The 24,112-nt window shown below is 34.9% G+C and carries 16 protein-coding genes and 2 tRNA genes; 11 read left to right on the top strand and 7 right to left on the bottom strand.

Translation table 11 applies throughout. The features are described 5' to 3' along the window. Positions 1-12: 12 nt before the first annotated feature. A complete protein-coding gene (sprA, locus tag ACTIEI_RS13220) occupies positions 13-7,272 on the top strand; it encodes a cell surface protein SprA (RefSeq protein ID WP_439506767.1) in 7,260 nt (2,419 codons plus the stop codon). A gap of 18 nt (positions 7,273-7,290) precedes the next feature. Here sprA and ACTIEI_RS13215 read toward each other — a convergent pair whose 3' ends face one another. After that, complete coding sequence (locus ACTIEI_RS13215; protein ID WP_439506766.1) at positions 7,291-8,184, bottom strand: winged helix-turn-helix domain-containing protein; 894 nt, start codon at positions 8,182-8,184, stop codon at positions 7,291-7,293. A 117-nt stretch (positions 8,185-8,301) separates the two neighbouring features. Between ACTIEI_RS13215 and ACTIEI_RS13210 the strand changes: the two genes are divergently transcribed. After that, on the top strand, positions 8,302-10,080 hold the full coding sequence (locus ACTIEI_RS13210; RefSeq protein WP_439506765.1) for a S41 family peptidase: 1,779 nt from the start codon (positions 8,302-8,304) through the stop codon (positions 10,078-10,080). A gap of 63 nt (positions 10,081-10,143) precedes the next feature. Here ACTIEI_RS13210 and ACTIEI_RS13205 read toward each other — a convergent pair whose 3' ends face one another. Continuing rightward, a complete protein-coding gene (locus tag ACTIEI_RS13205) occupies positions 10,144-11,487 on the bottom strand; it encodes an ABC transporter permease (protein WP_439506764.1) in 1,344 nt (447 codons plus the stop codon). A 4-nt stretch (positions 11,488-11,491) separates the two neighbouring features. Beyond that, positions 11,492-12,430 carry an ABC transporter ATP-binding protein gene (locus ACTIEI_RS13200; protein WP_439506763.1) on the bottom strand — a complete coding sequence of 313 codons (939 nt, stop codon included), beginning with the start codon at positions 12,428-12,430 and terminating at the stop codon, positions 11,492-11,494. A gap of 113 nt (positions 12,431-12,543) precedes the next feature. Here ACTIEI_RS13200 and ACTIEI_RS13195 point away from each other — a divergent pair, with 113 nt between their 5' ends. Beyond that, positions 12,544-13,527, top strand: a complete 984-nt coding sequence (locus tag ACTIEI_RS13195) for a zinc dependent phospholipase C family protein (protein WP_439506762.1) — start codon at positions 12,544-12,546, stop codon at positions 13,525-13,527. Positions 13,528-13,539: 12 nt separating this feature from the next. On the opposite strand, the gene ACTIEI_RS13190 is transcribed toward ACTIEI_RS13195, so the two are convergent. The 4 genes from ACTIEI_RS13190 to ACTIEI_RS13175 form a co-directional block, all read right to left on the bottom strand. After that, on the bottom strand, positions 13,540-14,685 hold the full coding sequence (locus tag ACTIEI_RS13190) for a serine hydrolase domain-containing protein (RefSeq protein ID WP_439506761.1): 1,146 nt from the start codon (positions 14,683-14,685) through the stop codon (positions 13,540-13,542). A gap of 86 nt (positions 14,686-14,771) precedes the next feature. Beyond that, positions 14,772-15,302, bottom strand: a complete 531-nt coding sequence (locus ACTIEI_RS13185; RefSeq protein ID WP_439506760.1) for a helix-turn-helix domain-containing protein — start codon at positions 15,300-15,302, stop codon at positions 14,772-14,774. A 17-nt stretch (positions 15,303-15,319) separates the two neighbouring features. Next, positions 15,320-16,885: an NAD(P)/FAD-dependent oxidoreductase gene (locus ACTIEI_RS13180; RefSeq protein ID WP_439506759.1), complete on the bottom strand. Its 1,566-nt coding sequence runs from the start codon at positions 16,883-16,885 to the stop codon at positions 15,320-15,322. Between the two features lie 37 nt (positions 16,886-16,922). After that, positions 16,923-17,300 carry a DUF3127 domain-containing protein gene (locus ACTIEI_RS13175; protein WP_439506758.1) on the bottom strand — a complete coding sequence of 126 codons (378 nt, stop codon included), beginning with the start codon at positions 17,298-17,300 and terminating at the stop codon, positions 16,923-16,925. A 79-nt stretch (positions 17,301-17,379) separates the two neighbouring features. Here ACTIEI_RS13175 and ACTIEI_RS13170 point away from each other — a divergent pair, with 79 nt between their 5' ends. The 8 genes from ACTIEI_RS13170 to ACTIEI_RS13135 all read left to right on the top strand — a co-directional run bounded on the left by ACTIEI_RS13170 (position 17,380) and on the right by ACTIEI_RS13135 (position 24,078). Further along, positions 17,380-18,129: a 5'-nucleotidase C-terminal domain-containing protein gene (locus tag ACTIEI_RS13170; protein ID WP_439506757.1), complete on the top strand. Its 750-nt coding sequence runs from the start codon at positions 17,380-17,382 to the stop codon at positions 18,127-18,129. Beyond that, positions 18,122-19,060: a bifunctional metallophosphatase/5'-nucleotidase gene (locus ACTIEI_RS13165; protein WP_439506756.1), complete on the top strand. Its 939-nt coding sequence runs from the start codon at positions 18,122-18,124 to the stop codon at positions 19,058-19,060. The genes ACTIEI_RS13170 and ACTIEI_RS13165 overlap by 8 nt, the downstream gene beginning before the upstream one ends. A gap of 141 nt (positions 19,061-19,201) precedes the next feature. Further along, complete coding sequence (gene dnaA / locus ACTIEI_RS13160; protein WP_324206149.1) at positions 19,202-20,635, top strand: chromosomal replication initiator protein DnaA; 1,434 nt, start codon at positions 19,202-19,204, stop codon at positions 20,633-20,635. Positions 20,636-20,778: 143 nt separating this feature from the next. Continuing rightward, positions 20,779-20,867 (top strand) — tRNA-Ser (locus ACTIEI_RS13155). Between the two features lie 75 nt (positions 20,868-20,942). Beyond that, positions 20,943-21,016: transfer RNA gene (locus ACTIEI_RS13150), tRNA-Pro, on the top strand. A gap of 593 nt (positions 21,017-21,609) precedes the next feature. Beyond that, complete coding sequence (locus tag ACTIEI_RS13145; RefSeq protein ID WP_439506755.1) at positions 21,610-22,170, top strand: hypothetical protein; 561 nt, start codon at positions 21,610-21,612, stop codon at positions 22,168-22,170. 131 nt (positions 22,171-22,301) lie between these two features. Continuing rightward, on the top strand, positions 22,302-22,589 hold the full coding sequence (locus ACTIEI_RS13140; protein ID WP_439506754.1) for a helix-turn-helix domain-containing protein: 288 nt from the start codon (positions 22,302-22,304) through the stop codon (positions 22,587-22,589). Between the two features lie 400 nt (positions 22,590-22,989). After that, positions 22,990-24,078: a hypothetical protein gene (locus tag ACTIEI_RS13135; protein WP_439506753.1), complete on the top strand. Its 1,089-nt coding sequence runs from the start codon at positions 22,990-22,992 to the stop codon at positions 24,076-24,078. Positions 24,079-24,112: the final 34 nt, after the last annotated feature.

Here is a 24,112-nt window from a genome sequence, read left to right as displayed (position 1 = left end):
GCGGGACTGTTCTTGAAGTATACCGGTACATTGCTACTTTTTATTTTAACCATTTTGTGGTGTGATATTGCTATTGCACAACAGAAAGACAGCTTGCGTTTCCCAATACAAGATAGAAGGGGTGATGCATATAGTGCACCCAATAAAAATCCATTTGATATTAAAGACACCGGTTTAGTTAAACGCAGAACAGAATACGATCCTAAATCCAATTCTTATTTTGTTTCTGAAAAAATTGGATCTACCTGGTACCGCAAACCCGCCTCAATTAGTTTTGCCGATTTTTGGAAATTGGAATCAAAAAAATCCGAAAACGATTATTTTAAAAAAAGAGCCGATGCACTCTTTTTATTAAACCAAAAAAGCAAACGTCCTCCTTTACAAACCTATCCTAAATTATTTGATCGCATTTTTGGATTAACAGGACAAAACTTAAAAGTAGATATTCGTCCTTCTGGTGAAGTGAATGTGATGGCTGGATACCAGGGCCAAAATATTAAGAATCCTACATTGCCAGAGCGTGCAAGAAAAAATGGGGGCTTCGATTTTGATATGAATGCTAACTTAAACTTGAACGCCAATATTGGTGACAAGCTTAAATTTCCCATCAATTATAATACCCTTACTAACCTCGGTTTTGATAACCAATTGAAATTAGATTACAAGGGAATGGATGATGAAATCATTAAAAATATTGAGGCAGGTAATATCTCCTTTCAATCGAAGGGTACATTAATTCCGAGTGCGCAAAACTTATTTGGCGTTAAAGCGCAATTGCAATTTGGAAAATTATTTGTAACTGGAGCATTAGCTAATCAACGTTCTTCTAGGCAAAGTTTAAATTTACAAGGAGGCGCTGCTACCCAAACTTTTCAAAAGCGTTTAGATGAGTACGAAGAAAATCGGCACTTTTTATTAGGAAAATATTTCAGGGATAATTTTAATAAGACCATGCGCAATTTACCTGTTGTAAATTCTCAGGTCCAAATTCAGCGGATGGAAGTTTGGGTGACAAATAGAACAGGTGCTACTACGGATGCAAGAGATGTAGTAGGCTTGATGGATTTAGGAGAACCCGCACCTTTTAATCCTTCTATTCAATCTTTAACGAACAATCCATTACCCGCAAACGGTGCCAATAATTTATTCGCTTCTTTAGCGGGTGATCCCAATGCAAGAAATCCTGCATTAGTAAACAGTTTATTATTAGGAAAAGGCTTAAGACCGGTAGATGATTTTGAAAAAACATTCGCTAGAAAACTTTCTACAAACGAATATTATTTTAATCCTCAAGCAGGCTTTATTTCAATTAATACACAGCTACAAGCAGACGAAGTATTAGCGGTTGCATTTCAATATACCTATAATGGAAGGGTATTTCAAGTAGGTGAATTTTCTCAAGATATTTCTTTAGACTCCAATAAGGGAGTGCAAAAAGTATTGTTCTTAAAATTATTAAAAGCCACTTCACAAAGAACCAATTTGCCTATTTGGAGTTGGATGATGAAGAATGTTTATTCACTAGATTTATTTGGAGGCATTGAAAGAACCGATTTTAAATTAAATGTATTATATGAAGAGCCAAGTGGTGGATTAAAAAGATTTTTACCTGAAACAGCTCCTGTTGTTGATGGACAGCCCCTTCTGCGTATTTTAAATTTAGATCGACTCAACAATCGAAACGATCCTCAACCAGATGGGGTATTCGATTACATTGAAGGCTTTACCATTTTACCGCAAATGGGTAGGGTGGTATTTCCTGTATTGGAACCTTTTGGTAAAGACCTTGATACGCTTGCATTTACGGGTTTGCCACAAGCAACTAAGGATAAATATGTTTACTATCAATTGTATGATTCCATTAAAGCGATTGCACAAACCTATGCCAATGTGAATCGGTTTGTTATGCAAGGCCAAGTAAAAGGTGCAGGAGGTAGCTCTGAAATTTATTTAAATACTTTTAATATTCCACAAGGGTCTGTTTCTGTTACTGCAGGAGGGCAAATTTTACGAGAAGGAGCAGACTTTATTGTAGATTATAATTTGGGTACTGTTAAAATATTAAATCAAGGAATTTTAAGTGCCAATATTCCTATAAAAGTAAACTTTGAAAATAATATTGGTTTTGGCATGCAGCAAAGAGGATTTGCCGGATTAAGGGTAGATTATTTAGCTAGTAAAAAATTATCTGTAGGTGCATCAATGGTTAGATTAGGTGAGCGTCCCTTCTTTACTAAAATGGGTTACGGGGATGATCCAATAAGAAATACCATGTATGGGATAGATTTTAGTTATCGTTCAGAATTACCAGGACTAACACGTTTATTGGACAAACTTCCTTTTTATACTACCAAAGCAAAGTCTTCTATTAATGCATATGGAGAAGCGGCTGTATTAAAACCAGGGCATCCACCACAAATAGGAAGAGGCGATCAAGGGCTTATTTTTATTGATGATTTTGAAGGTACACGGGCATCCATCGATTTGCGTTTCCCATTTGTTGCATGGGCACTAGCTTCTACACCACAAGGAAATCCACGCTTTCCTGAATCTACTTTAACCGACTCAATTAATTATAATTTTAATAGAGCCAAACTAGCTTGGTACAATATTGAACCGAATTTACAAGACAAGAATAGTCCGAACAATCCTTTGCGCAGAAATTTAGCTGAGTTAAGTGATCCAAGGGTTCGTCAGGTTTTTACCAATGAATTGTTTCCACAACGTACCACTAATATTACGGATGTTCAAGCACCCACTTTTGATTTGGCTTTTTATCCAACTGAGAAAGGCCCCTACAATTTTGAAACTAGAAACGGACAAATTAATTCGAATGGCCGTTTGAGTAATCCATCCACCAGATGGGGAGGAATTATGCGAGCGATAGATCAAACTGATTTTGAAACCAATAATATTGAGTTTGTTGAATTTTGGATGCAAAATCCATTTATCACTAATCCAAATAGTAGAGGTGGTAAACTATTTTTGAATTTTGGAAATATCAGCGAAGACATTTTAAAAGATGGACGACGTTTTTATGAAAATGGAATGAACACGCCTACTGTTCCTGCTTCAGTGGATAGCAGTAATACCTGGGGTAAGACACCCGTGAACCCTATCCAGATTACACAAGCATTCAGTAACGATCCCAATGATCGAGTTTTTCAAGATGTAGGTTTTGATGGGATAGATGATATAGCAGAACGTAGAAAGAAAAGTTATATCCTAGATCAGTTGGCCAATAATTTTGGTCCTGCTTCTGCAGTGTATCAACGCGCTTTTCAAGATCCTTCAAATGACAACTATCAATGGTATAGAGACCCAGCTTTCGATGCAGTTGGTACTGGTATTTTGGGGAGGTATAAAAATTTTAATAATCCGCAAGGTAATTCGCCCGTTGCAACAACAGGTGGTCAGTTTACTTCTGCAGCCACTTTATTTCCAGATAATGAAGATTTAAACAGAGACAATACCCTCAATGAAACAGAGTCTTATTACGAATACGAAGTTCCATTGGTTCCTGGGATGGATGTGGGTAGAACCCCCTATATTACTGATAAAAAGCGAGTGGCGGTTAATTCTGCTGATGGTGTAACTAGAACAGAAGATTGGTATTTATTTAGGGTGCCAATCAAAAATTTTACCCGCAAAGTGGGGAATATTCCAGACTTTAAATCGATACGTTTTGTTCGCTTGTACATGACCGATTTTGACGATTCAGTTGTAGTAAGATTGGCCAGATTAGATTTGGTTAGGAATCAATGGCGTCAGTTCATTTATAATTTAGACACTACGGGTTCATACACGCCTATTAATACTACCACTGGCACTCAGTTTAATACCCTAGCGGTCAACTTAGAAGAGAATAGCAGTAGAACTCCAGTTAATTATTTGATGCCTCCGAATGTAGAGCGGGTGCAATTATTGAGTAATAACGGTGTTAATCTTCAGCAAAACGAACAAGCCATTTCTATGCGTGTCAATAATCTCCAACCGGGCGATGCAAGAGGTATATTTAAAACACTCAACTTAGATATTAGGCGTTACACAAAGTTATCGATGTATTTACACGCAGAATCAATTACTGGTTTAAGACCAGTGGTAGATAATGAGATTAGAGCAGTGATTAGAATTGGTCAAGACTTTTTGAATAACTATTATGAAGTTAAAGTGCCATTAAAAATTACCCCTCCCGGTATATATCCGCGAGGACAAGAGGCAAGGGTTTGGCCTGAAGAAAACAATATTGATTTCTTGTTGCGCGATTTAATTGATTTAAAATTAGAGCGAAATAATTCAGGTGCCTCTTTAAGTAATATCTATAGAAAAATAATTGGCAATAAAACCTTTTCTATTATGGGTAATCCCAATTTAGGTGAGGTTCGTGGATTTTTGGTTGCAGTAGAAAACCCCGCAAGACCCAATGGTGTTGCAATAAATGCAGAAGTATGGGCCAACGAATTAAGGCTTTCAGGTTTAGATGAAAAAGGTGGTGCTGCTGCATTGGGAAGAGTTGATTTGGTATTGGCAGATCTAGGAACATTATCGGTTTCTGCTAATACCTATACCCAAGGATTTGGAACCATTGAGCAAAGAGTTAATGAAAGAGCAAGAGACAATTTAATGCAGTTTGATGTTGCAGCCAATATTGATGCAGGAAAATTAGTTCCTAAAAAAGCAAGACTATCTGTACCTATATATGCAAGTATTAATCGATCTACCTTAACACCAGAATTCGATCCTTATGATATGGATGTGAATTATAAAGAAAAACTAAATGCGGCTGCTCCAAATAAACGTGATTCAATCAAGCGAGCAGCTGCAGATATAACTACGATTAAAACCCTAAACTTTACTAATGTGCGAATAATGCCAGGGCAGGGGAGAGCAGGTTTGTTTAGTTTAAGCAATTTTGATTTCAGTTATTCTTTCACTCAATCAGAACATACCAGTCCGGTAATTACACAAAACAAAGTGACCCGTCATAGAGGTGGATTAGGTTATACCTATATTGGTCAAAATAAATTTATAGAACCATTAAAAAAATTAATTAAAGGTAAGAGTCCTTGGCTAGCATTTGTAAGAGATGCGAACGTCAATTTGAAGCCTTCCTTTTTAAGTTTTAGAGCAGATATCAATCGGCAGTTTGGAGAGTTTATTCCACGAATTGTAAATACCATTAATAGTAAAGTTGACAGAGTAGATACTACCTATGATAAGTATTTTACGTTTGATCGATTTTATAATTTACGGTGGGATTTAACCCGCTCAGTTAATGTAGACTTTAATGCTACCAACAACGCTCGAGTAGATGAGCCATTTGGTAGAATTGACACGAAAATAGAGAAAGACTCTGTCAGGAATAATTTCTTTAAAGGGGGGCGTAATACCTTGTATCAGCAAAAGGCCATAATGAATTATAATATTCCTTTAAATAAATTTCCGTTTGCAGATTGGATTACAGCAAGGTATAGTTATGGAACTTCTTATAGTTGGATTGGCGCTAGCAGAATTGCTGTTGACTTAGGGAATACTATTGAAAATTCTCAAGAGAATAATTTAAACGCACAATTTAATTTTGGAAATTTATATGCCAAGTCTCGGTGGATGAGGGCCCTAGACAATATTCCACCCCCGCGCGCTAAGAATGATCCAAAAGTTGCTAAGAATGCCCCGCCTTCATTGAATCCATTGGGTTCTGCATTTCCTAGTAAAGAAGAAGTGATTGCTGGTCTTACCGGACAAAAAAGAACTGATGCATTAAAACGTTGGAGGCAACAAAGAAGAGATATTCGGAATGCAGAAAAAATGTTGCGCGAAGGAACGGTACCTGAATTGGGGGGACTAGAAAGATCTGCAGGAAAGTTGCTGACTATGTTCAAAAATATCTCCATTAATTATAGTGAGAATTTTAGAAGTCGATTACCTGGTTATATGGATAGCACCAATTTTATTGGTCAGAATTTTAAGAGTATGGCGCCAGGTTTAGATTATGTTTTTGGAAAGCAGCCCGATGCCAATTGGATTAATCAAAAAATATCAAAAGGGTTATTAAGTAAGGATAGCACATTCAACTTTTTATACAGACAAAGCTTTGAACAAAGGCTTAGTATTACTGCACAAGTAGAGCCAATAAGAGAATTATTAATTGATATTAATTTGGATAAATCTTTTACCAAAGACTATTCTGCACTGATAAAAGATACTACTGGAACAGGGAATAATTTTGGACAATTAAATCCATTGTTCAATGGTGGGTTTAGTGTTTCTTATATCGCATTTAATACTTTATTTGGAAGCAGTAATCCTAATGAATTGTCTGCTACATTTAAAGAATTTGAAGCCAATCGATTGATTGTTTCTAAGAGAGTTGCTGCCTTAAATCCTTATTGGCAGCAATTACCTAATAACCAAAAATTTACTTCAGATGGTTATGCAACAGGTTATGGCAGATATGCGCAAGATGTATTGATACCTTCTTTCTTAGCTGCTTATACAGGTAAGGATCCGAATACCATTGCACTTTTGAGAGAAGGCGCAAGTAGAATAAGCGCAAACCCGTTTAGTGGAATCATTCCAAAACCCAATTGGAAATTGACTTACACAGGGCTTACTAAAATTCCTGCACTAGCTTCTGTATTTAGTAATTTCACTATTAGTCATGGGTATAATGGTCAATTAAGTATGAATAGTTTTAGTAGTGCATTATTATACCAAGATCCATTTAGATTGAGTGCGCCAGGATTTATTGATACCACTAGTGGAAATTTCATACCATTCTTTTTAGTACCTAATATCAGTATGGCTGAACGTTTTGAACCGTTGTTAAAAATTGATTTTACAACTATCAGTCAGTTCAATTTCAATTTAGAATATAGAAAGAGCCGACAATTGAGCTTAAGTTTAATTGATTATCAATTGAGTGAAAGCCGAAGCTCAGAATGGATTGTTGGAATGAACTGGAGGAAAAGAGGATTTAAATTACCGTTTAATATCACCGGTAAAGGATTGCAAAATGATTTGAATCTAAAATTAGATATTTCCGTAAGAGACGTTTCTATCAGTAATAGCAGATTAGATCAAACCAATGCCTATGGTACTGGAGGACAAAAAGAAATCACGATATCACCTGCTATTGATTATGTAATCAATAGCAGGATCAATCTGAAATTTTTCTTTGATCAACGTAGGGTAACGCCTTATATTTCTACCTCAGCGCCAATTACCAATACAAGAGCTGGGGTTAATGTGCGGATTTCACTTGCTCAGTAAAATATTTTAAGTGGTGATTTATGTTACTTCTAACTTATATCCAATCCCTCTGATGACAACAATCTTCACCTGCTCATCCTGCTCTAACTTCTTCCTTAGTTTTGAAATAAACATATCTAAACTCCTTCCAACAATCACGCCCTCATCTTCCCAAATCTCTTTCTGAATTCTATTTCGTTCAATTACCTTATTTGGTGACACAGCAAAAATCCTTAACACCTTCGATTCAGTTCCTGTCAGATCTATAGTATTATCATTAAGTATCAACTTTCTATTCTTATAATCAAATAAAAATGCTCCTAAATAAAATAGGTCATTATTTTGAGTGGGTAATTTCTGCAAAGTCTTCGCAGGTTTACGAGATTTAAAAAACAATAACCCAGCAAAAGCTAAAACTGGCAGACCGCCTAGAAGGTAAATTCTTTTTGAGTCAATGAATGATGAAGATTTAAATTGAATAGTAAGGGTATAGCAGTCAGTTGGCAGCTTTCTTCCTATACAAGCTACTATATCATCTCTTTGATTATTGGTAATTGCATAACCATAAACCATACTAGAATTGCTGCAATTCAATACTTTAATCAAGTAATTAGCTAATTGCTGATCTTTTCCAAATAAACGTTGGGTAATATTTATTAAAGAGTCAGGTAGAAAACTAAACTCATGCTCAAAATTTATCTGGTATTCATTTACTGAAATTTTATTCACTGGAAGTACCCTTGATACACTGTCACCCGATCGCAAAAGGAGTTCATGTCCAACTTTACGAATCAATATTTCAACTCTGGCTTTTTCAAAATCATCATCACCATCAATACTAAATGCCACAAATGCTACAGAAGCCAATACTAACGATAGTATCCCAAGTAGGTTTTTACCATTGCTATTTAGCAATTTTTGGTATGTAGACATATTATTTACTGATTATTTACAAAGGTTACAATTTTATTTACAATACAAACTAACATTGATGAAAGGTAGTGGTATACTTTAGCCGAATCAATTTTGAAAAGATAAAAAATGTTAAAAATGAATTACCTACCTAAATTTTATACCATTTGTTTGACGCTGTTTTGTCAGTTTTTACTTCACGCCTGTAGCAACAAACCATTCGCTTCCACATCAATTCATCAATTGCAAACGAATGAAGCGCAAACTAAAAAGACTTCTATTGTAGCTAAGCTTAAAGAAAACGCTCAACTACCAATTGAGGAGAGGATTGCATTATATCATCAACTCAAAAATAAAAATTTTGAATTATACGATTTTGCGAATGAGACCGAATTAACCTTATATGGGTACTCATTTTTATGGGAAAATAATTTGAAGGATGCAATCTCCATTTTTGGGCTCATTATTGCTGAATTTCCCAATTCGGCTAATGCATATGACAGTATGGGGGAAGCCTATCTTCAGGCAAAAGATAGCACTAAAGCACTTCAGTTTTATGCAAAATCATTACAGATGAACCCAGATAATTTTTATGCAGAAGATGTGATTCAGAAAATTAAATTTCCAAATAATAAACCTTTAACTGCAAAAGAAAAATTTTCAAAAGTCTACGACAAAAACGGATATCTAGCAGATTTAGACCAATTGGGTCAAAAACTAATGACTGTTCATCCTCATGCCCTGAAATTTATTTCTAAAGACCAATTTCTTAAAAATATTGAAAATAAAAAATCATTGATTACTGATAAAACCACCTATGCTGAATTTGCTTGGCATTGCAATGAAATTATTGCAAGCATTGGTTGTTCTCATACAACTTCTTCTACTATGCAAAATGATTATAATGAGTTTTCAATATTGCCTATAGAGAACAGTTTCCCATTGCAAGTAAGATTGATAAATAAGCAATTATTTGTGGTAAATCCAATGAATAATACCGATAAGGTAAAAGTAAAAGACGAAATTTTGAGTATCAATGGTATTGAAACCCCAAAACTCCTCTCAACTATTTTTGACCACACTGTATCGCAAGCTAATATACAAACTACTAAAATACAGCGGTTCAACACCTTTTTTGCTGCACAAATACCCTACGCATTAGGGTTGCCAAAAAAATTTGAAATTGTTGTTAAAGAAAAGAATGGTTCTATTCGATTACACAAAGCCACAAAAATGGCAACTGAACTATATAATCCTTCTATTAATAGTTGTAACAATGATTTGTGTTTAGAAATTGTAGAAAGCAATACAGCTATTTTAACAATCGCTTCCTTCAATTATTATGAGTGGAACAATTATGCAGTTTTTAAATCTTTTCTTGATAGCAGTATGAAGGTGATCAACAATAGAGAAATTAAAAATTTAATAATTGATGTGAGGTATAACGGTGGTGGTTCTCAACATCCAAGTATTTACTTGCTACAATACCTAATGGATAAACCATTTGTATATTACTCTAAGGCTGAATCTGAAGGAAAAAAAGATATAAGTTACGGGGTAGAATTATTTAATCCTGTTAAAAATCGTTTTAAGGGAAAAGTCTATTTTCTGATGGATGGAAATGGACAATCTACCACGGGGCATTTTATGAGTTTAGTTAAAGTACACAACTTAGGTATCATCATCGGGGAAGAATTAGGATCTAATCAGTTCTGTACCGCTGGGCTAACGATGTTTCGCTTGCGTAATACAAAATTTGTAGTCTCTTCGGCAAATAATACACATATATCTACAGCCACAAAGTTGCCTGATAATGTAGGTATTCTACCTGATTATTTTGTATCACAAAGTATAGATGACTATTTAAACAAAGTGGATGCTGTAAAGAATTTTACACTTAAGCTTATTAGAAAATAAAATGAAAAGGGTCGACAGTGTTGAACTGCTGACCCTTTTGTTTTTTGAGCTAATCTAAATGAGTTAATTTTTCCTAAATGCCCATTTGCCTATTTCTTTCCAACCTACTTTCTTTCCGTACATTAATATGCCTGTTCTATAAACTTTTCCGCTTAACCAAGTAGTTAATAAGAAACTACCTACTAAGGTGAGCATGCTTGCAGCCAATTGCCAATAAGGCACTGTGCCGGGAACACCATAGGCAATTCTAGCCATCATTACCATCGGAGAACTAAACGGAATGATACTAGCCCAAGTTGCCATAGAAGTGCTTGGATCTTCCACTGCTCTACTCATGATAATAAATGAGAAGATAATAGGCATAGTAATGGGCAACATTAAACTTTGTGCATCTTGTGGGTCTTCGTTTACAACAGATCCTACTGCTGCAAATAAAGAAGCATAGAATAAGTAGCCGCCCAAGAAGTAGAATATAAAGCAACTAATAATCAAAGGCCAGTTGGCAGTACTCATGGTGTTTTGAAACTTATATAAATTTTGTGCGGTTTCACCTGCTTGTGCCATTGATGCTACACCACCTGGTCCCATTTGTGCATTGGCTTTCTGTAATTCTGCTACTTGCTGTAACACATCTTGAGGAATGAAAAATTGAGAAGCAGCAATAATTCCAAATATCAAGAGTATCCAAACAAAAAACTGGGTTAAACCAACTGCTCCAATTCCGATTATTTTTCCCATCATTAATTGAAAAGGCTTCGCACTACTGATCATCACTTCGGCAATACGATTGGTTTTCTCTTCCATCACCCCACGCATCACCATGGCGCCATAAATAAACATAGTTATATAGATGAGCATTCCTGATCCAAATCCAATTCCATAAGAGAGTGCTGCACTACTTTCTTTTACTGAATCTCCAGACTCTTCTAATGACTTCATTTCTGCAAACTGAGAAGATGATTTAATTGAATCTAACTGCGCTCTATCAATACCTGCTTGTTGCAACATTTGGTCTTCTATTGCATCGTTGATACGATCTTCAATTTTAGATTCAAGACTTAAGCCAATTCTTTTTTTAGAACGTATAATATATTCTGCTTTGGCTGTTCCTTCAAATTTTGGAATGATAATAATATCTGTATAGCCTTTTTTAGAATAGTTGGATGTGTCTACATCTGTTGGAAACTCAAATTTGATATCACTGGCATCTCTTAGATTTCCTTTGAAAAATCCATTCTGGTCTATCACTGCTATTTTATGTAATTCTTTGTCTGTGGCGGCAAGAAATGCTGCTCCTGCAATAAAGCCAACCATGATTAATGGCGTAAGAATGGTAGTCAGTAGAAAGCGCTTGTTCATTACTCTACTGAGGTATTCGCGTTGTATAATGATGAATATCTTGTTCATATAATTAATTGTCTATTTTTTGAAATGCTCTTGCTGTTGCGTGTGTTCCTTCTACTTGACTAATGAAAATTTCATTGAGTGTTGGTAGAATTTCATGAAAAGATTCAATGGTGCATTGATTGTTTAAGAAATGAGTTAAGATATCATTGCTTTTATAGCCCTCATTAATTTGTAATACCAATTCGTTGTTGTTTACATTTACAATGTTGAATGCTGGGGCACTTAATGTACTAGGCAACTCACTTAATTTAATGCTGAATTTATTTTCCTTAAACTGTTGTTTAATATTATGAACCGTTCCATCCAATATCTTTTTTCCTAAGTTTACCAATACAATATGGTCGCAAATTTCTTCAACCTGTTCCATTCTATGGGTACTGAATATGACGGTACTTCCTCTTTTGGCCAAGCCATAAATTTCTTCTTTAATCAAATTGGCGTTCAATGGGTCTAATCCGCTAAAAGGTTCGTCAAGAATGATGAGTTTGGGTTCGTGGAGCACCGTCGTTACAAATTGTAATTTTTGACTCATTCCTTTACTGAGGTCTTCCACTTTTTTATTCCACCAAGTTTCCATTTCTAGTTTTTTAAACCAGAATTTGATTTTTTGCATAGCTTCTGCTTTGCTCAAGCCCTTTAGCTGTGCTAAGTACATGGCTTGTTCCCCAATTTTCATTTTTTTATACAAGCCCCTTTCTTCTGGCATGTATCCAATTTTGATAATGTCGTTGAGCGGATCAAAGGTTTTGCCGTCAAATTGAATATGACCACTATCCGGATAAAAAATTCCTGTAATCATCCTTAACAAAGTGGTTTTTCCCGCTCCGTTAGGCCCTAGTAATCCAAAAATACTTCCTTGCTCAATGGAGAAACTAATATCATCCACCGCTTTTTGGGTGGCATAATGTTTTCTCAAATTGGTTAATTCTAAAATTGCACTCATATGATGGTTTATATATGAACTAAATGTAATGATTAGTACACCCTTTCATCAAAATATTACAGCAACGGCTTACAATTTGGCTAATTTTGTTGCTGAATTATAAATTATCTGTAATGAAGGGTATTTCTAAGGGTGTTGTTGTAGTATTATTAAGTGTTTTTTTAGTGGGATTAAGTAGTTGGGGTTTTCTAGTGCATAGAACAATTCACCAATTAGCCGTTTATCAACTTCCTGCAGAAATGGCTGGTTTTTTTCACAGTAATATGCCTAAGTTGGTATACGACGCACCAAGACCTGATACCAGAAGGAATACAGATAGTACCGAAGCTCCCAAGCATTTTATAGACCTTGAACCATTTAATGAGAAACCAGCCTATCATTTGCCGCACGATTTTGATAAGGCAATTGCAAAATATAGTTTGGATACCTTAACTAAATATGGCTATGTCCCTTATCAAATAATTGTTCTGAAAAATCAATTGACCAATGCGTTTAAAATGCAAAACAAAGATTCCATTTTGTTTTATGCAGCAGATTTGGGACATTATATAGGCGACGCAAATGTTCCTTTGCATACTACCGTTAACTACGATGGACAATTAACCAATCAACAAGGCTTGCATAGTTTATGGGAATCAATGATTCCTGAATTAGAAATTGAACAATACAATTTATATAGTGGACATAAAGTGCGTTATCTCCGTAATCCAATTAAAGACGTTTTTCGAGCGATAAAACGTGCGCATGAATTACTACCTTCTATGTTTGCTAAAGAAGTTGAAACCACTTTAGCATTTACCGACTCTACCAAGTATCGCTATCAAATGCGCAATGGCAAACAGTCTAGGTCTTACACCGCTGCTTTTGCAAAAGCTTATTCCGAAAAATTAAGGCCTACTATTAATCAACAGTTGTTGCATTCTGCAGATATGATTGCCAATTTTTGGTACACTGCTTGGATTGATGCTGGCAAACCTGATTTAAGCGGTATTACCAATTGGTCTGATGAAAAGCAAGCCCAGTACGCTTCTGAACTTGAAGCTTATAATGCCAATGAGTTGATCAAACGTAATTTGTTAGAAGCGAGGAAAAAATAAATAATTGGTTAATTACTTTGTTTCAATTTCAATTATTTTACTTGCGTATTTGGGTAAATATTGAGTTAATAATTTTTCATAAATTTTGTAACCATCATCCACATTTGTAAAAATGACTAGGCCTTCTTTTGTTTTAGGGAGAATAAAGAAAATGGTATTGCATCCCATATCTGAGCCTCCATGTGAAATAGCATATTCTTTGTTGCCCATATCATAAATTTCAAAGCCAAGTCCAAAGAATTTGTCCTTTTTTGTTTTTACTTGAAAAGAAACCATCTCATCCATTAATTGCTTAGTTAAATGGTTGCCTTTTAGAATGCTGACCAAAAAATTACCATAATCTTCAATAGTAGTTAATAAGTCGTCTGCTCCATTGGCCGTTTTATTCTTGATGGTTTTATAAGGACTTCCTTGAGTATTATAGCCAATAGCAAACCTTGAGCTATCTGTGTGATTATCCCAATAATATTTGGTATCACTCATACCTAGTTTTGTGAAAACTAAGTCAGTAGCTAATTGATTTAGTGGTTGTTTAAATTTTTGCTCTAAAGCTTTTCTTAAATATTCAAAACCCTCTCCCGAATATTGATATTTGGTGCCAGGTGCAAACTCGAAATGAAGTTTCCCGTCTTTGCTATTACCTCTCCAATTGGTAAATCCTGTTTGATGGGTTAATATATGTCTAGTCGTTAGTTTTTTTAAATTTGAATCGATGGCTATATCTGGATCTATCCAATATTTGTAAATTGGATCATCTAAATTCCATTTACCTTGACTAACTAATATTAATGCAACCGTAGCAGTTATTGGTTTGGTAAGAGAAGCTACATTGAATAGTGTATTATAAGGTGCAACTATCCCTTTTTTTAGTTCGCCATATACTTTTACTTCTTGCAGTTTTCCGGCTTTAATAACTCCTATACCAACAGTAGGAATATTTAATTCTTTTAACCATTCTTCTATCTTTTTATTATCAGCAAAATCAAGACTCAAGGTATTTTCAAAAGTTTTTAAATCACAAGTATTAAATCCAACAGTGAAAAGTATACTGTCTTGTTTTAAAATGGTTTTATATAGTGCTGAAGTATCATCTAATTGGGCATTCCCTTTTAGTATTAAGAGCAGCCCAAATGCAAGGGTAAGTATTGATTTAATCATGTCTGTGTTTTTTGCAAAGATGAAAGGCTACCTTAATTGTTTCATCAAAAACACCCTGACAAAAACCTGACAAGTCCCCGTCAATTTTATAAAAGGTTGAAATTAAGCTTGAAATATAGTTTTTTATTTTTATCTATTTCAAATGCGTTTCTTAAAATGATTACTACATTAGATAATGCCAACAGCACCATTAACAGTAGCGTAAACTGATTACCTAATTTTAATAACACTCCTAACAAAAAAATGATTGGAGCTATAATGGTCCACACTATTTGTATTGAGACGATTTGTTTTGTAAGTGGATTTCTAATTTTCCAAACATATATCAATATTATAGGTACTATAATATTAGCAATAGGTATTATTGTAAATGGTAGAGATGAAAGATTGATTAATTTAATTTTAATGTTGACCGTATTAACTGTCTCAGTTTTAATAGAAGTAGTTAATTCATTTTCTTCAATTCCCAATGTTTGGGCTAAAATTCTCAAAGTATATCCTTTGGGATCCTTGCCTGATTCAATACGTTGAATTGTTCTAACCGATACACCCGATTTCTCTGAAATTTCTTCTTGAGTAAAGTTTTGCTGTTCTCTTATTGCTTTTAGTTTTGACATAATCATTCTGTTTTTTATTAAACAGCAGCAATTTGCCTTGCCAATCTTTGACCGTCCATCGCAGCGCTTACAATTCCCCCTGCATAACCTGCACCTTCCCCACAGGGGTATAAATTATTGAGTTGTGGATGGGTTAATGTTGTTGCATCTCTTGGAATGCGAATAGGAGAGGAGGTTCTGCTTTCTGTTGCCACTAATACAGCTTCATTGGTATAATATCCTTTCATTTTTGCACCAAACATTTTTAAAGCACCCTGTAAACTTTCTCGAATAAAATGGGGCAATACTTCTTTTAAATTGGCAGAAGCTAGTCCAGGTAAATAGCTGCATGCTGGTAAATTACTAGATGGCTTGTTGTTGCAAAAATCTACCATTCTCTGCGCAGGTGCTACAAATTTTCCACCACCTGCATTGTATGCTTTTTGTTCTACCGATTGTTGAAAATCCATTAATAACAATGCATCAGCAGATTGCTTTTTAAAATAGTTTAACGCATCTGTTTCTGCCACTTGCACTACCATACCGCTATTGGCAAATGGGTTATTCCTTTTACTAGGACTCCAGCCGTTTACTACTAATTCGCCAGGATCTGTAGACGCGGTGGCTATGATCCCCCCCGGGCACATACAAAAACTAAATACGCCTCGTTGTTTTACTTGTTCTACTAAACTATAAGATGCAGGTGGCAGGTAATCACCACGAAAATCACAGTGGTATTGGGCTGCATCAATAATGCTTTGTGGATGTTCTATTCTAACACCTAATGCAAATGGTTTTGCTTCTATTAAGATGTTTTTTTCTTGCAATAACCTAAAAATATCTCGAGCAGAGTGTCCGGTTGCCAATATATATGCATCTGCAGAAAAACGATTGCCATTAGCGGCAATTAGCTCTTGTATTGCATCTTGCTTTGTAACAAAATTGGTTACTTTGGTTTCAAAATGTACTTCGCCACCTGCAGCTATAATTTGCTCACGCATGGCTGAAATAATCTGTGGTAATTTATTGGTGCCAATATGTGGATGCGATTGATATAAGATTTTTTCTTCGGCACCAAACTGATAAAAAAGTTGTAACACTTTATCTATGCTGCCTCTTTTACTACTGCGTGTATATAATTTTCCATCACTATAAGTGCCTGCACCACCTTCTCCAAAACAATAATTGCTATCAGCATTAATGATGCCCTCTTTGTTTAGTACCGCCAAATCTCTTCTTCTGGCTTTAACATCTTTGCCTCTTTCTAGTATGATGGGTTTAATGCCCAACTCAATTAATTCCAATGCCGCAAATAAGCCTGCTGGTCCGGCACCAATGATAATGACTTTTTTGGCGTTGGCTTTAATGGGCGATAATGGAACGCTGATTTTTTCTCTCTCTACAAAAGGCTCATTAATAAAAGCCTGAAGGGTTAGGTTGATCCAGACTTGCTGTCTGCTTCGGGCATCAATGGATTGCTTAAGCGTTCTGTATCCAGTAAGTGCAGTTAGGTTTACGCCGGCAGACTGCGCAATCATTTCTTGCACTAGTTGTGCATCCGCAGCTTCTTCAGGCTTTAATTTTAAAGTAATCTGTTGTTGCATACTGTCAGGTGTTGATCCTAAAAAGTAGTTAGATAATTTAGAATGGTAAGTCGTCTACCACTTCTCCTGGAGGAGGCATATCGTTGTAATTAGCCGATGGCGGCATATCTCCATCATTAGCAAGTTTCACTGTTTCCATTCTCCAAGCATCTAAATTGGTGATATAATTTTCGCGACCATCTTTCATCCATTTAGTTCCTTTGATATTGAACATCACTTTTACTTCCTCACCTAAATTAAAGCGATCGGGCATGGCTGTTTTATCTTGCACACATTGAAACTTTACATAATTGGTAATAGTTCTGCCGTTGATATCTTCTGATTTTTCTAATACAAATTCTCTTGTTTTAAAGCTTTCTGTGCGTTGCACTATATCAAATTTGGCAACCAATTTGCCCGTAATTTCGTAACTCATACTCGTATTTATTTATTACAAAAGTAGGTTTTAATTTTCCAATTATTATTGTACCTTTCTGTTCATTCAATATCTATTCATGAGAGTGATTTCATTTGTTTATTCCGGAATTTTCTTGTTGTTCCTATCATGTAGTACAGTTCAGGTTCCGAAATCGGTAAGTTATACTGGATACCCTGTTTCTCCTAAAGTATCAGCAGATACTGCTTTGCTAAATTTAGTTCAGCCTTACTCACTTGAAGTGAATAGGACCATGAATAAAGTGATTGGATTTACACCTGCTACGATGACGAAGCGATTACCTGAAAGTGGTTTGGGAAATTTTATGGCAGATTGTATGTTAGAAATGGGCACCAAAAAGTTTGGTATGCCAATCGACATTGCATTTATGAATCAAGGAGGTATTAGAGCGAGTATCAATAAAGGAAATATTACTATTGGCAATGTTTACGAATTAATGCCATTTGATAATTTACTAGTAGTGCAAGAATTAAAAGGTTCTGTGTTAGAAGCATTACTCAATCATATTGCTGCAGATGGTGGATGGCCTATTTCAAAGGGTTCTTCTTTTAAAATTAAAAATAAGCAAGCAGTGGATATTATCATCAATGGTAAGCCACTTGATCGGAATGCAACGTATCTCACTGCTAATTCTGATTATATAGCACAGGGTGGGAGCGATGCCGCTATGTTAAAAGTATTTCCTTTTCAGAACAAAGGGTATCTGATTAGAGACGCTTTATTGGAATATATCCAATTAATTACCGCCAGCGGAAAACCAGTAGATGCAAAAATTGAAAACAGAGTAACAAGTAGCAGCAATGAATAGAAGACATTTTATCAAGCAAACAGCATTGGCAGGATCTGCTGTTTTATCTAGCTCAGTAGTTGGAGCGTCTGTGTTGAATACACAGTCTATTCCTGAGGAGACACAATTAACCATTTTGCATACTAATGATGTGCATAGTAGGTTAGAGCCATTTCCAATGGATGGAAGCAGGAATCAGGGATTGGGTGGTGTTGCTGCTAGGGCTTCTCTAATTCAACTTATTCGAGCGGAGAATCCCCATACCCTTTTAGTAGACGCAGGCGATATTTTTCAAGGGACTCCTTATTTCAATTTATATAAGGGCGAACCTGAAATTAAAGCCATGAGTAAAATGGGCTATGATGCCGTTACCATGGGTAATCATGACTTTGATGCAGGTATCGAAAATTTTGCGAATCAATTGCAACATGCTCGATTTCCTGTGGTGATCAGTAACTATGATTTTGCAAACACTCCTATGGAGTACAATTATAAACCTTATACGATTATTCAAAAAGGGAAACAGCGAATAGGAATTTTAGGAGTAGGTATTGAATTAGAAGGATTAGTCCCTAAAAATTTATATGGCAATACGGTATATAAAGACCCAATTGTTGCTGCAAATGAAACTGCTGAAATTTTGCGTCAAAAAAAATGTGATTTAATCATTTGTTTGTCTCATTTAGGCGATAAATATGGAGACAATAAAGTGAGTGATGAAGTGTTGGCGAAAGAGAGCCGTAACGTCGACTTGATCATTGGGGGGCATACTCACCGCTTTTTTGATCAGCCAAGAAAATATAAAAACAAGGATGGTGGGGATATTTTGGTGAACCAAATGGGCTGGGGAGGCATCCAAATGGGTCGTTTGGATTATAATTTTTCGGAAACAAAAAGAAAAAAATCGCCGAAAGCCCATACTGTGGTTATGATTAGAAAACCTAGCGAATAAAAAAATTTTTTTTTCAACATAAAGTCTACATATTCGCATCCCTATTTTATTTCCTAAACATATCCACATATGGGGAAAATAAGATAACTTGTAGCAAGAGGATTAACTTAACTGATTATATAAAATTGTTCACCTTTTTGTATGGCTAAGAACGCTGAAAATGTTTGGGTCAATTGTTTGAAAATTATCAAAGACATTGTTGAATGGCAACATTTTAAAACATGGTTTGAACCAATTACACCTGTTGAATTAAAAGGGAATGTATTAATGATACAAGTTCCTTCACAGTTCTTTTATGAGTACTTAGAAGAGCATTATGTTACTTTATTGGCTAAAACGCTGAAACGTGAATTAGGAAAAGATGCTAGACTAGAGTACCGTATTATGGTAGATAGTGGCAATACCAATAGCAGAAATGGTTCAGTTGACATTCCTGCTCGTGGTCCTAAATCAATCAACAACAATGAGATGAATTTTCCTTTGGTGATTGATAATCCAGTGAAAAATCCTTTTGTTATTCCAGGGTTAAAGAAAATGCAAATTGACCCACAATTGAATCATGGATATATTTTTGATTCTTTTATTGAAGGAGATTGTAATAGGGTTGCCCGCAGAGCTGGTAAAACCGTAGCAGAAAAGCCAGGTGCCAATTCTTTTAATCCATTGGTTATTTATGGTGGCGTAGGATTGGGAAAAACACACTTAGCCCAAGCCATCGGAAATGATGTGAAAAGGATGCACCCTTCTAAAGTGGTGTTATATGTGAGTAGCGAGAAATTCATTAATCAATTTGTTGATCATAGTCGCAATAATGCAATCAACGACTTTATTCATTTCTATCAATTAATTGACGTATTGATAATAGATGATGTACAGTTTTTTAGCAGGGCAGAAAAAAGTCAGGATGCTTTCTTTGCCATCTTTAATCACTTGCACCAAAGTGGTAAACAGTTGGTGTTAACTTCTGATAAACCCCCTAAAGACTTAGATGGAATGCAAGAACGGTTGTTGAGTAGGTTCAGGTGGGGATTAAGTGCAGACTTACAAGTACCTGACTACGAAACAAGAATTGAGATTTTAGAAAAGAAAATGAAGAATGATGGGCTTGATATGCCGAAAGAGGTAATCAAGTACGTTGCATACAATATCAATACGAATGTGCGTGAATTAGAAGGGGCATTAATTTCTTTATTGGCACAATCTTCTTTAAATAAGAAAGAAATTGATGTAGAGTTGGCTAAGAAAGTATTGAGAAACTTTGTAAAAACAAGTAGCAAAGAAATCACCATTGATGCCATTCAAAAAATGGTCTGCGAATATTTTGATGTTCCTTACGATCGTTTATTGCACAAAACTCGAAAAAGAGAGATTGTTCAGGCTCGTCAAATTACCATGTACTTGGCCAAAGCTTTTACCAAGAACTCTTTAAAAACGATTGGAGAGCATTTTGGCGGTAGAGATCATACTACGGTGATTCACTCTTGTCAAACCGTTAAAGACTTAATGGATACGGATTCTATATTCAGAGAAAACGTAATGGAATTGACGCAGAAAGTACAGTTAGCTGCGATGTAATTTGATTTTTTTTGGGTCTCAAAATATTGTGCATCCTGTCTCTTGTAGACAGGATGTTTTATTTTATGAATTTTTGCATCATTTTTTGGCAGTTAAGCTTAGGAAACTTATTTTTGCAGCCCTCTCCCAAAAGGAGTAAGGACGGTGAGGTGGATGAGTGGCTGAAATCAGTAGTTTGCTAAACTGCCGTACGGGTTAAACTGTACCGCGGGTTCGAATCCCGCCCTCACCGCAGATTAATTAAACACTAATCTGCTAGCAAACTCAAGAATGATTTTCTCCGGCGAAAATCAGGATAACAAAGTCTCGGGAAGTAGCGCAGGCCGGTAGCGCACCTGGTTTGGGACCAGGGGGTCGCAGGTTCGAATCCTGTCTTCCCGACGAAACAAGAAAACCCTTCGACGAAGTCGAGGGGTTTTTTAGTTTGAGGCCGTCGCGAACTTGTTCGCGTAAGGGCGAGAAATTAAAAAACCCAAAGCGCGAAGCGCTGAAGGGTTTACTTGTTTTGGCTACCCCACAATTAGGATCAGCGAACGAAGTGAGCTAATCCTAATTGACGGAGCGCAGCGACGTGAATCCTTTGGTGATCTGCGAGTGAAACGAGCTAATCGATAAAAGGATCAGCGAACGCAGTGAGCTAAATTGATTTATTTTAAAAGGGACTGAATAAGCAATTTCTCAACTGGTGGATTTTGTTTTTAGGAATTGATTCATAACAAACACCAAAATTGATTCACTCTGTAGATTTTATAACGTAAAATAAATCATACTAGAAAATGGCAATGTTCTTGCTTTTATTTGAGTAATCATAACAAATCTATGTTAACCCAATAAATTGAATTCAAATTAACTTGTTCAGGTATTCCGGTAAGCTCCCCACCGATAAAATAATTTATTTTTTACTGAAGGAAGACTAGTATAACTATGTTGCAAAGCAAATAGTTATACTAGAGCACGATAAAATTATTTCATAAGTGATTAGAGTTATTAATCAAATTAAAAGTATAAAAAACAAAAAACTACTTGTCACTTCAATGCTTTTTTTGATTCAAATACTTAAAAAACTCAATCCAGTTGTATTTGAAAGTATCATTCAGGTTCTTTTAAATAAGATAGAGACAAATTCTATTGCGCCAAGTAAGTTAATCATTGACGAGCAATTTAGGATATGGCTTCCAGACTTTAATAATATTGAGATCGAAATGACTCCTCTGCCTAAAGCGTTTTATATATTCATGTTAAAGCATCCAGAAGGCATTTTGTTTAAACATCTTTCAGAATACAAAAGTGAATTATTTGAAATTTACTCACGAATCGCTAATCGTGATGATTTAGATAAAATCAAGCAGAGCATTAACGATATTGCTGACATACGATCAAATTCAGTGAATGAAAAATCCTCTAGAATCAAAGAGGCATTTCTATTAAAAATTGATGATTCAGTTGCCATTAATTACTACATCACTGGTGGCAGAAATGAATTGAAAAGTATTAAGCTTAATTCTTCACTAATTCATTTTCCAAAAAATATATAGTTTCTGCAAGGTTGCAGATATTTTTTATTCGTTTATAAGTCCAACAAATTTGATTGTAAATTCCTCCCTAATAATATGGCATATCTGCCATTGTCGGGTGAGGCGTTGTAATACAAATTTGTCTTATGTCAATGTCGAAAGAAGAATTCTGTGCTAGAGTAGGTTATCAAATCCGAAAGCTAAGATTAGAAAAGCAACTAAGTATTGAAAAATTAGCATTAGAGGCAGGTATGGAATATACCCAAGTTAGTCGCATAGAACTGGGACGTATAAATACAAGCATTTACCAAATTTATAAAATCTCAAAAAGCTTGGATGTGACAATACCTGAAATCTTCTTTGGAATTCACGGTTTCAATTTAAACAATTCCAAAAAAATAAGTAAATCGGTCCCACTTAAAAAAAGGGAAGTAATCTGAAAATGACAAAAAGTAAAGCCAACCAATAAAATATTAACAAAATCTACCTCTCAATCCAATTTCTCTTATCCTATTTATAAAACAGATGTTAGCAGTTTCGAATTATATAAATTACATTACATTTTTCTTATCCTTAATTTGTTTATTAATTGTATTATTAAGAGGTGATTGGAAGTTGCCGATGATATTTTTATTTGCTTCTACTTCAATACTATTTCTTCAAAACATTACATTAATATTATATCAAACGAATGATTATTTAAAATTTACATACTTAATAAGAGCACCAGGGCCTTTTTTATATTTAGGTGGCCCATTGATTTATTTATTTGTTAGGACTCTTTTCTATAATGAACATAAGCTTAGGCGATGGGATTTCTTACATTTTCTTCCATTTATAATGAATGTAGTAGAATTGATGCCTTTTTATTTAAGCTCTCCAGAGTTTAAGATTAAAACATTACAGGTGGTTGTTTCTGGTAAGTTAATTGATTATGATTTGTATCGAGAAGGACTATTGGGAACAATTTGGCATACTATGCTAAGAGTTATTAGTTGGGCAATTTATGCAGTTTTTAGTTGTTTAATATATGTTCGTTTTAGGAGACAAATCAAATCTAACTTAATAACAGATTTTGAATCTAAATTTAAGTTCATAAGATTATTTTTAACCTTAAAGATTTTTGGATTTATTCTTGCAGTTATTGCTGTCATTTTTATTACTGTTGCTAGTTCCATCTTTTTTGTTATGATCCTTAATAATTTGGTTAATTTGATAGTTGTCCTATTATTATTTATCAAGTTTCCTGAGTTTATTTATGGGAATTCCGTTCAAAAGGGTTCAAATATCCAACGTGAAGGTTTAATGGATATTGCTTTGAGCCAGTCCATGTATTTAAGTTTGCTTGAGTCTAGTAAATATGATATTAATATATTGATTGACAATAATTTTAAAGTTTTGTATTACGATAAATCTGCAGAGAAAATCGTATGTAATATTTTTAATAAGAAGATTGAATTTAATGTTGATTTAAGAAATGTAATCGATTTAACATTGGCACCTTTATTCATAACTAATATTAAACAAGCATTAAATAGTAAGGAGGTAGATAGTGAAATGGTGTTAACCAAATATGATACAAAAAACATGTCATATTTTGAAATTAACTTTCGACCCTTTTACAATGAAATTGGTAAAATGGTTGGTGTTGCAATAGGTGCAAATAACATTGATGAAAAAAGAAAAATGAATTTACTTCAAGAGCAGTATGTTCAAAGTTTAGATTCACTCGCTTGGAAAAGTTCTCATACTTTAAGAGCTCCTGTTGCAAATATGAAAGGAATTATTGAAATTTTAAAGTGTAATTATATTGATAAGTCATATGAAGAATCCAATCAACTAATTGATTATTTATCAACTGAAATAAATCGATTGGATAATGTAATTATTGACATGGTTTCTAAAGCTAGAGAAGAATTAGGAAGCTAAGGCTAGTATATTTAAATTAATGTTGGTTCTATTA

Origin of the sequence: Sediminibacterium sp. (assembly GCF_051860225.1) — a bacterium.
In the GTDB taxonomy this organism is placed as follows: Bacteria; Bacteroidota; Bacteroidia; order Chitinophagales; family Chitinophagaceae; genus Sediminibacterium.
This window is presented reverse-complemented; position numbering and strand designations above follow the sequence as displayed.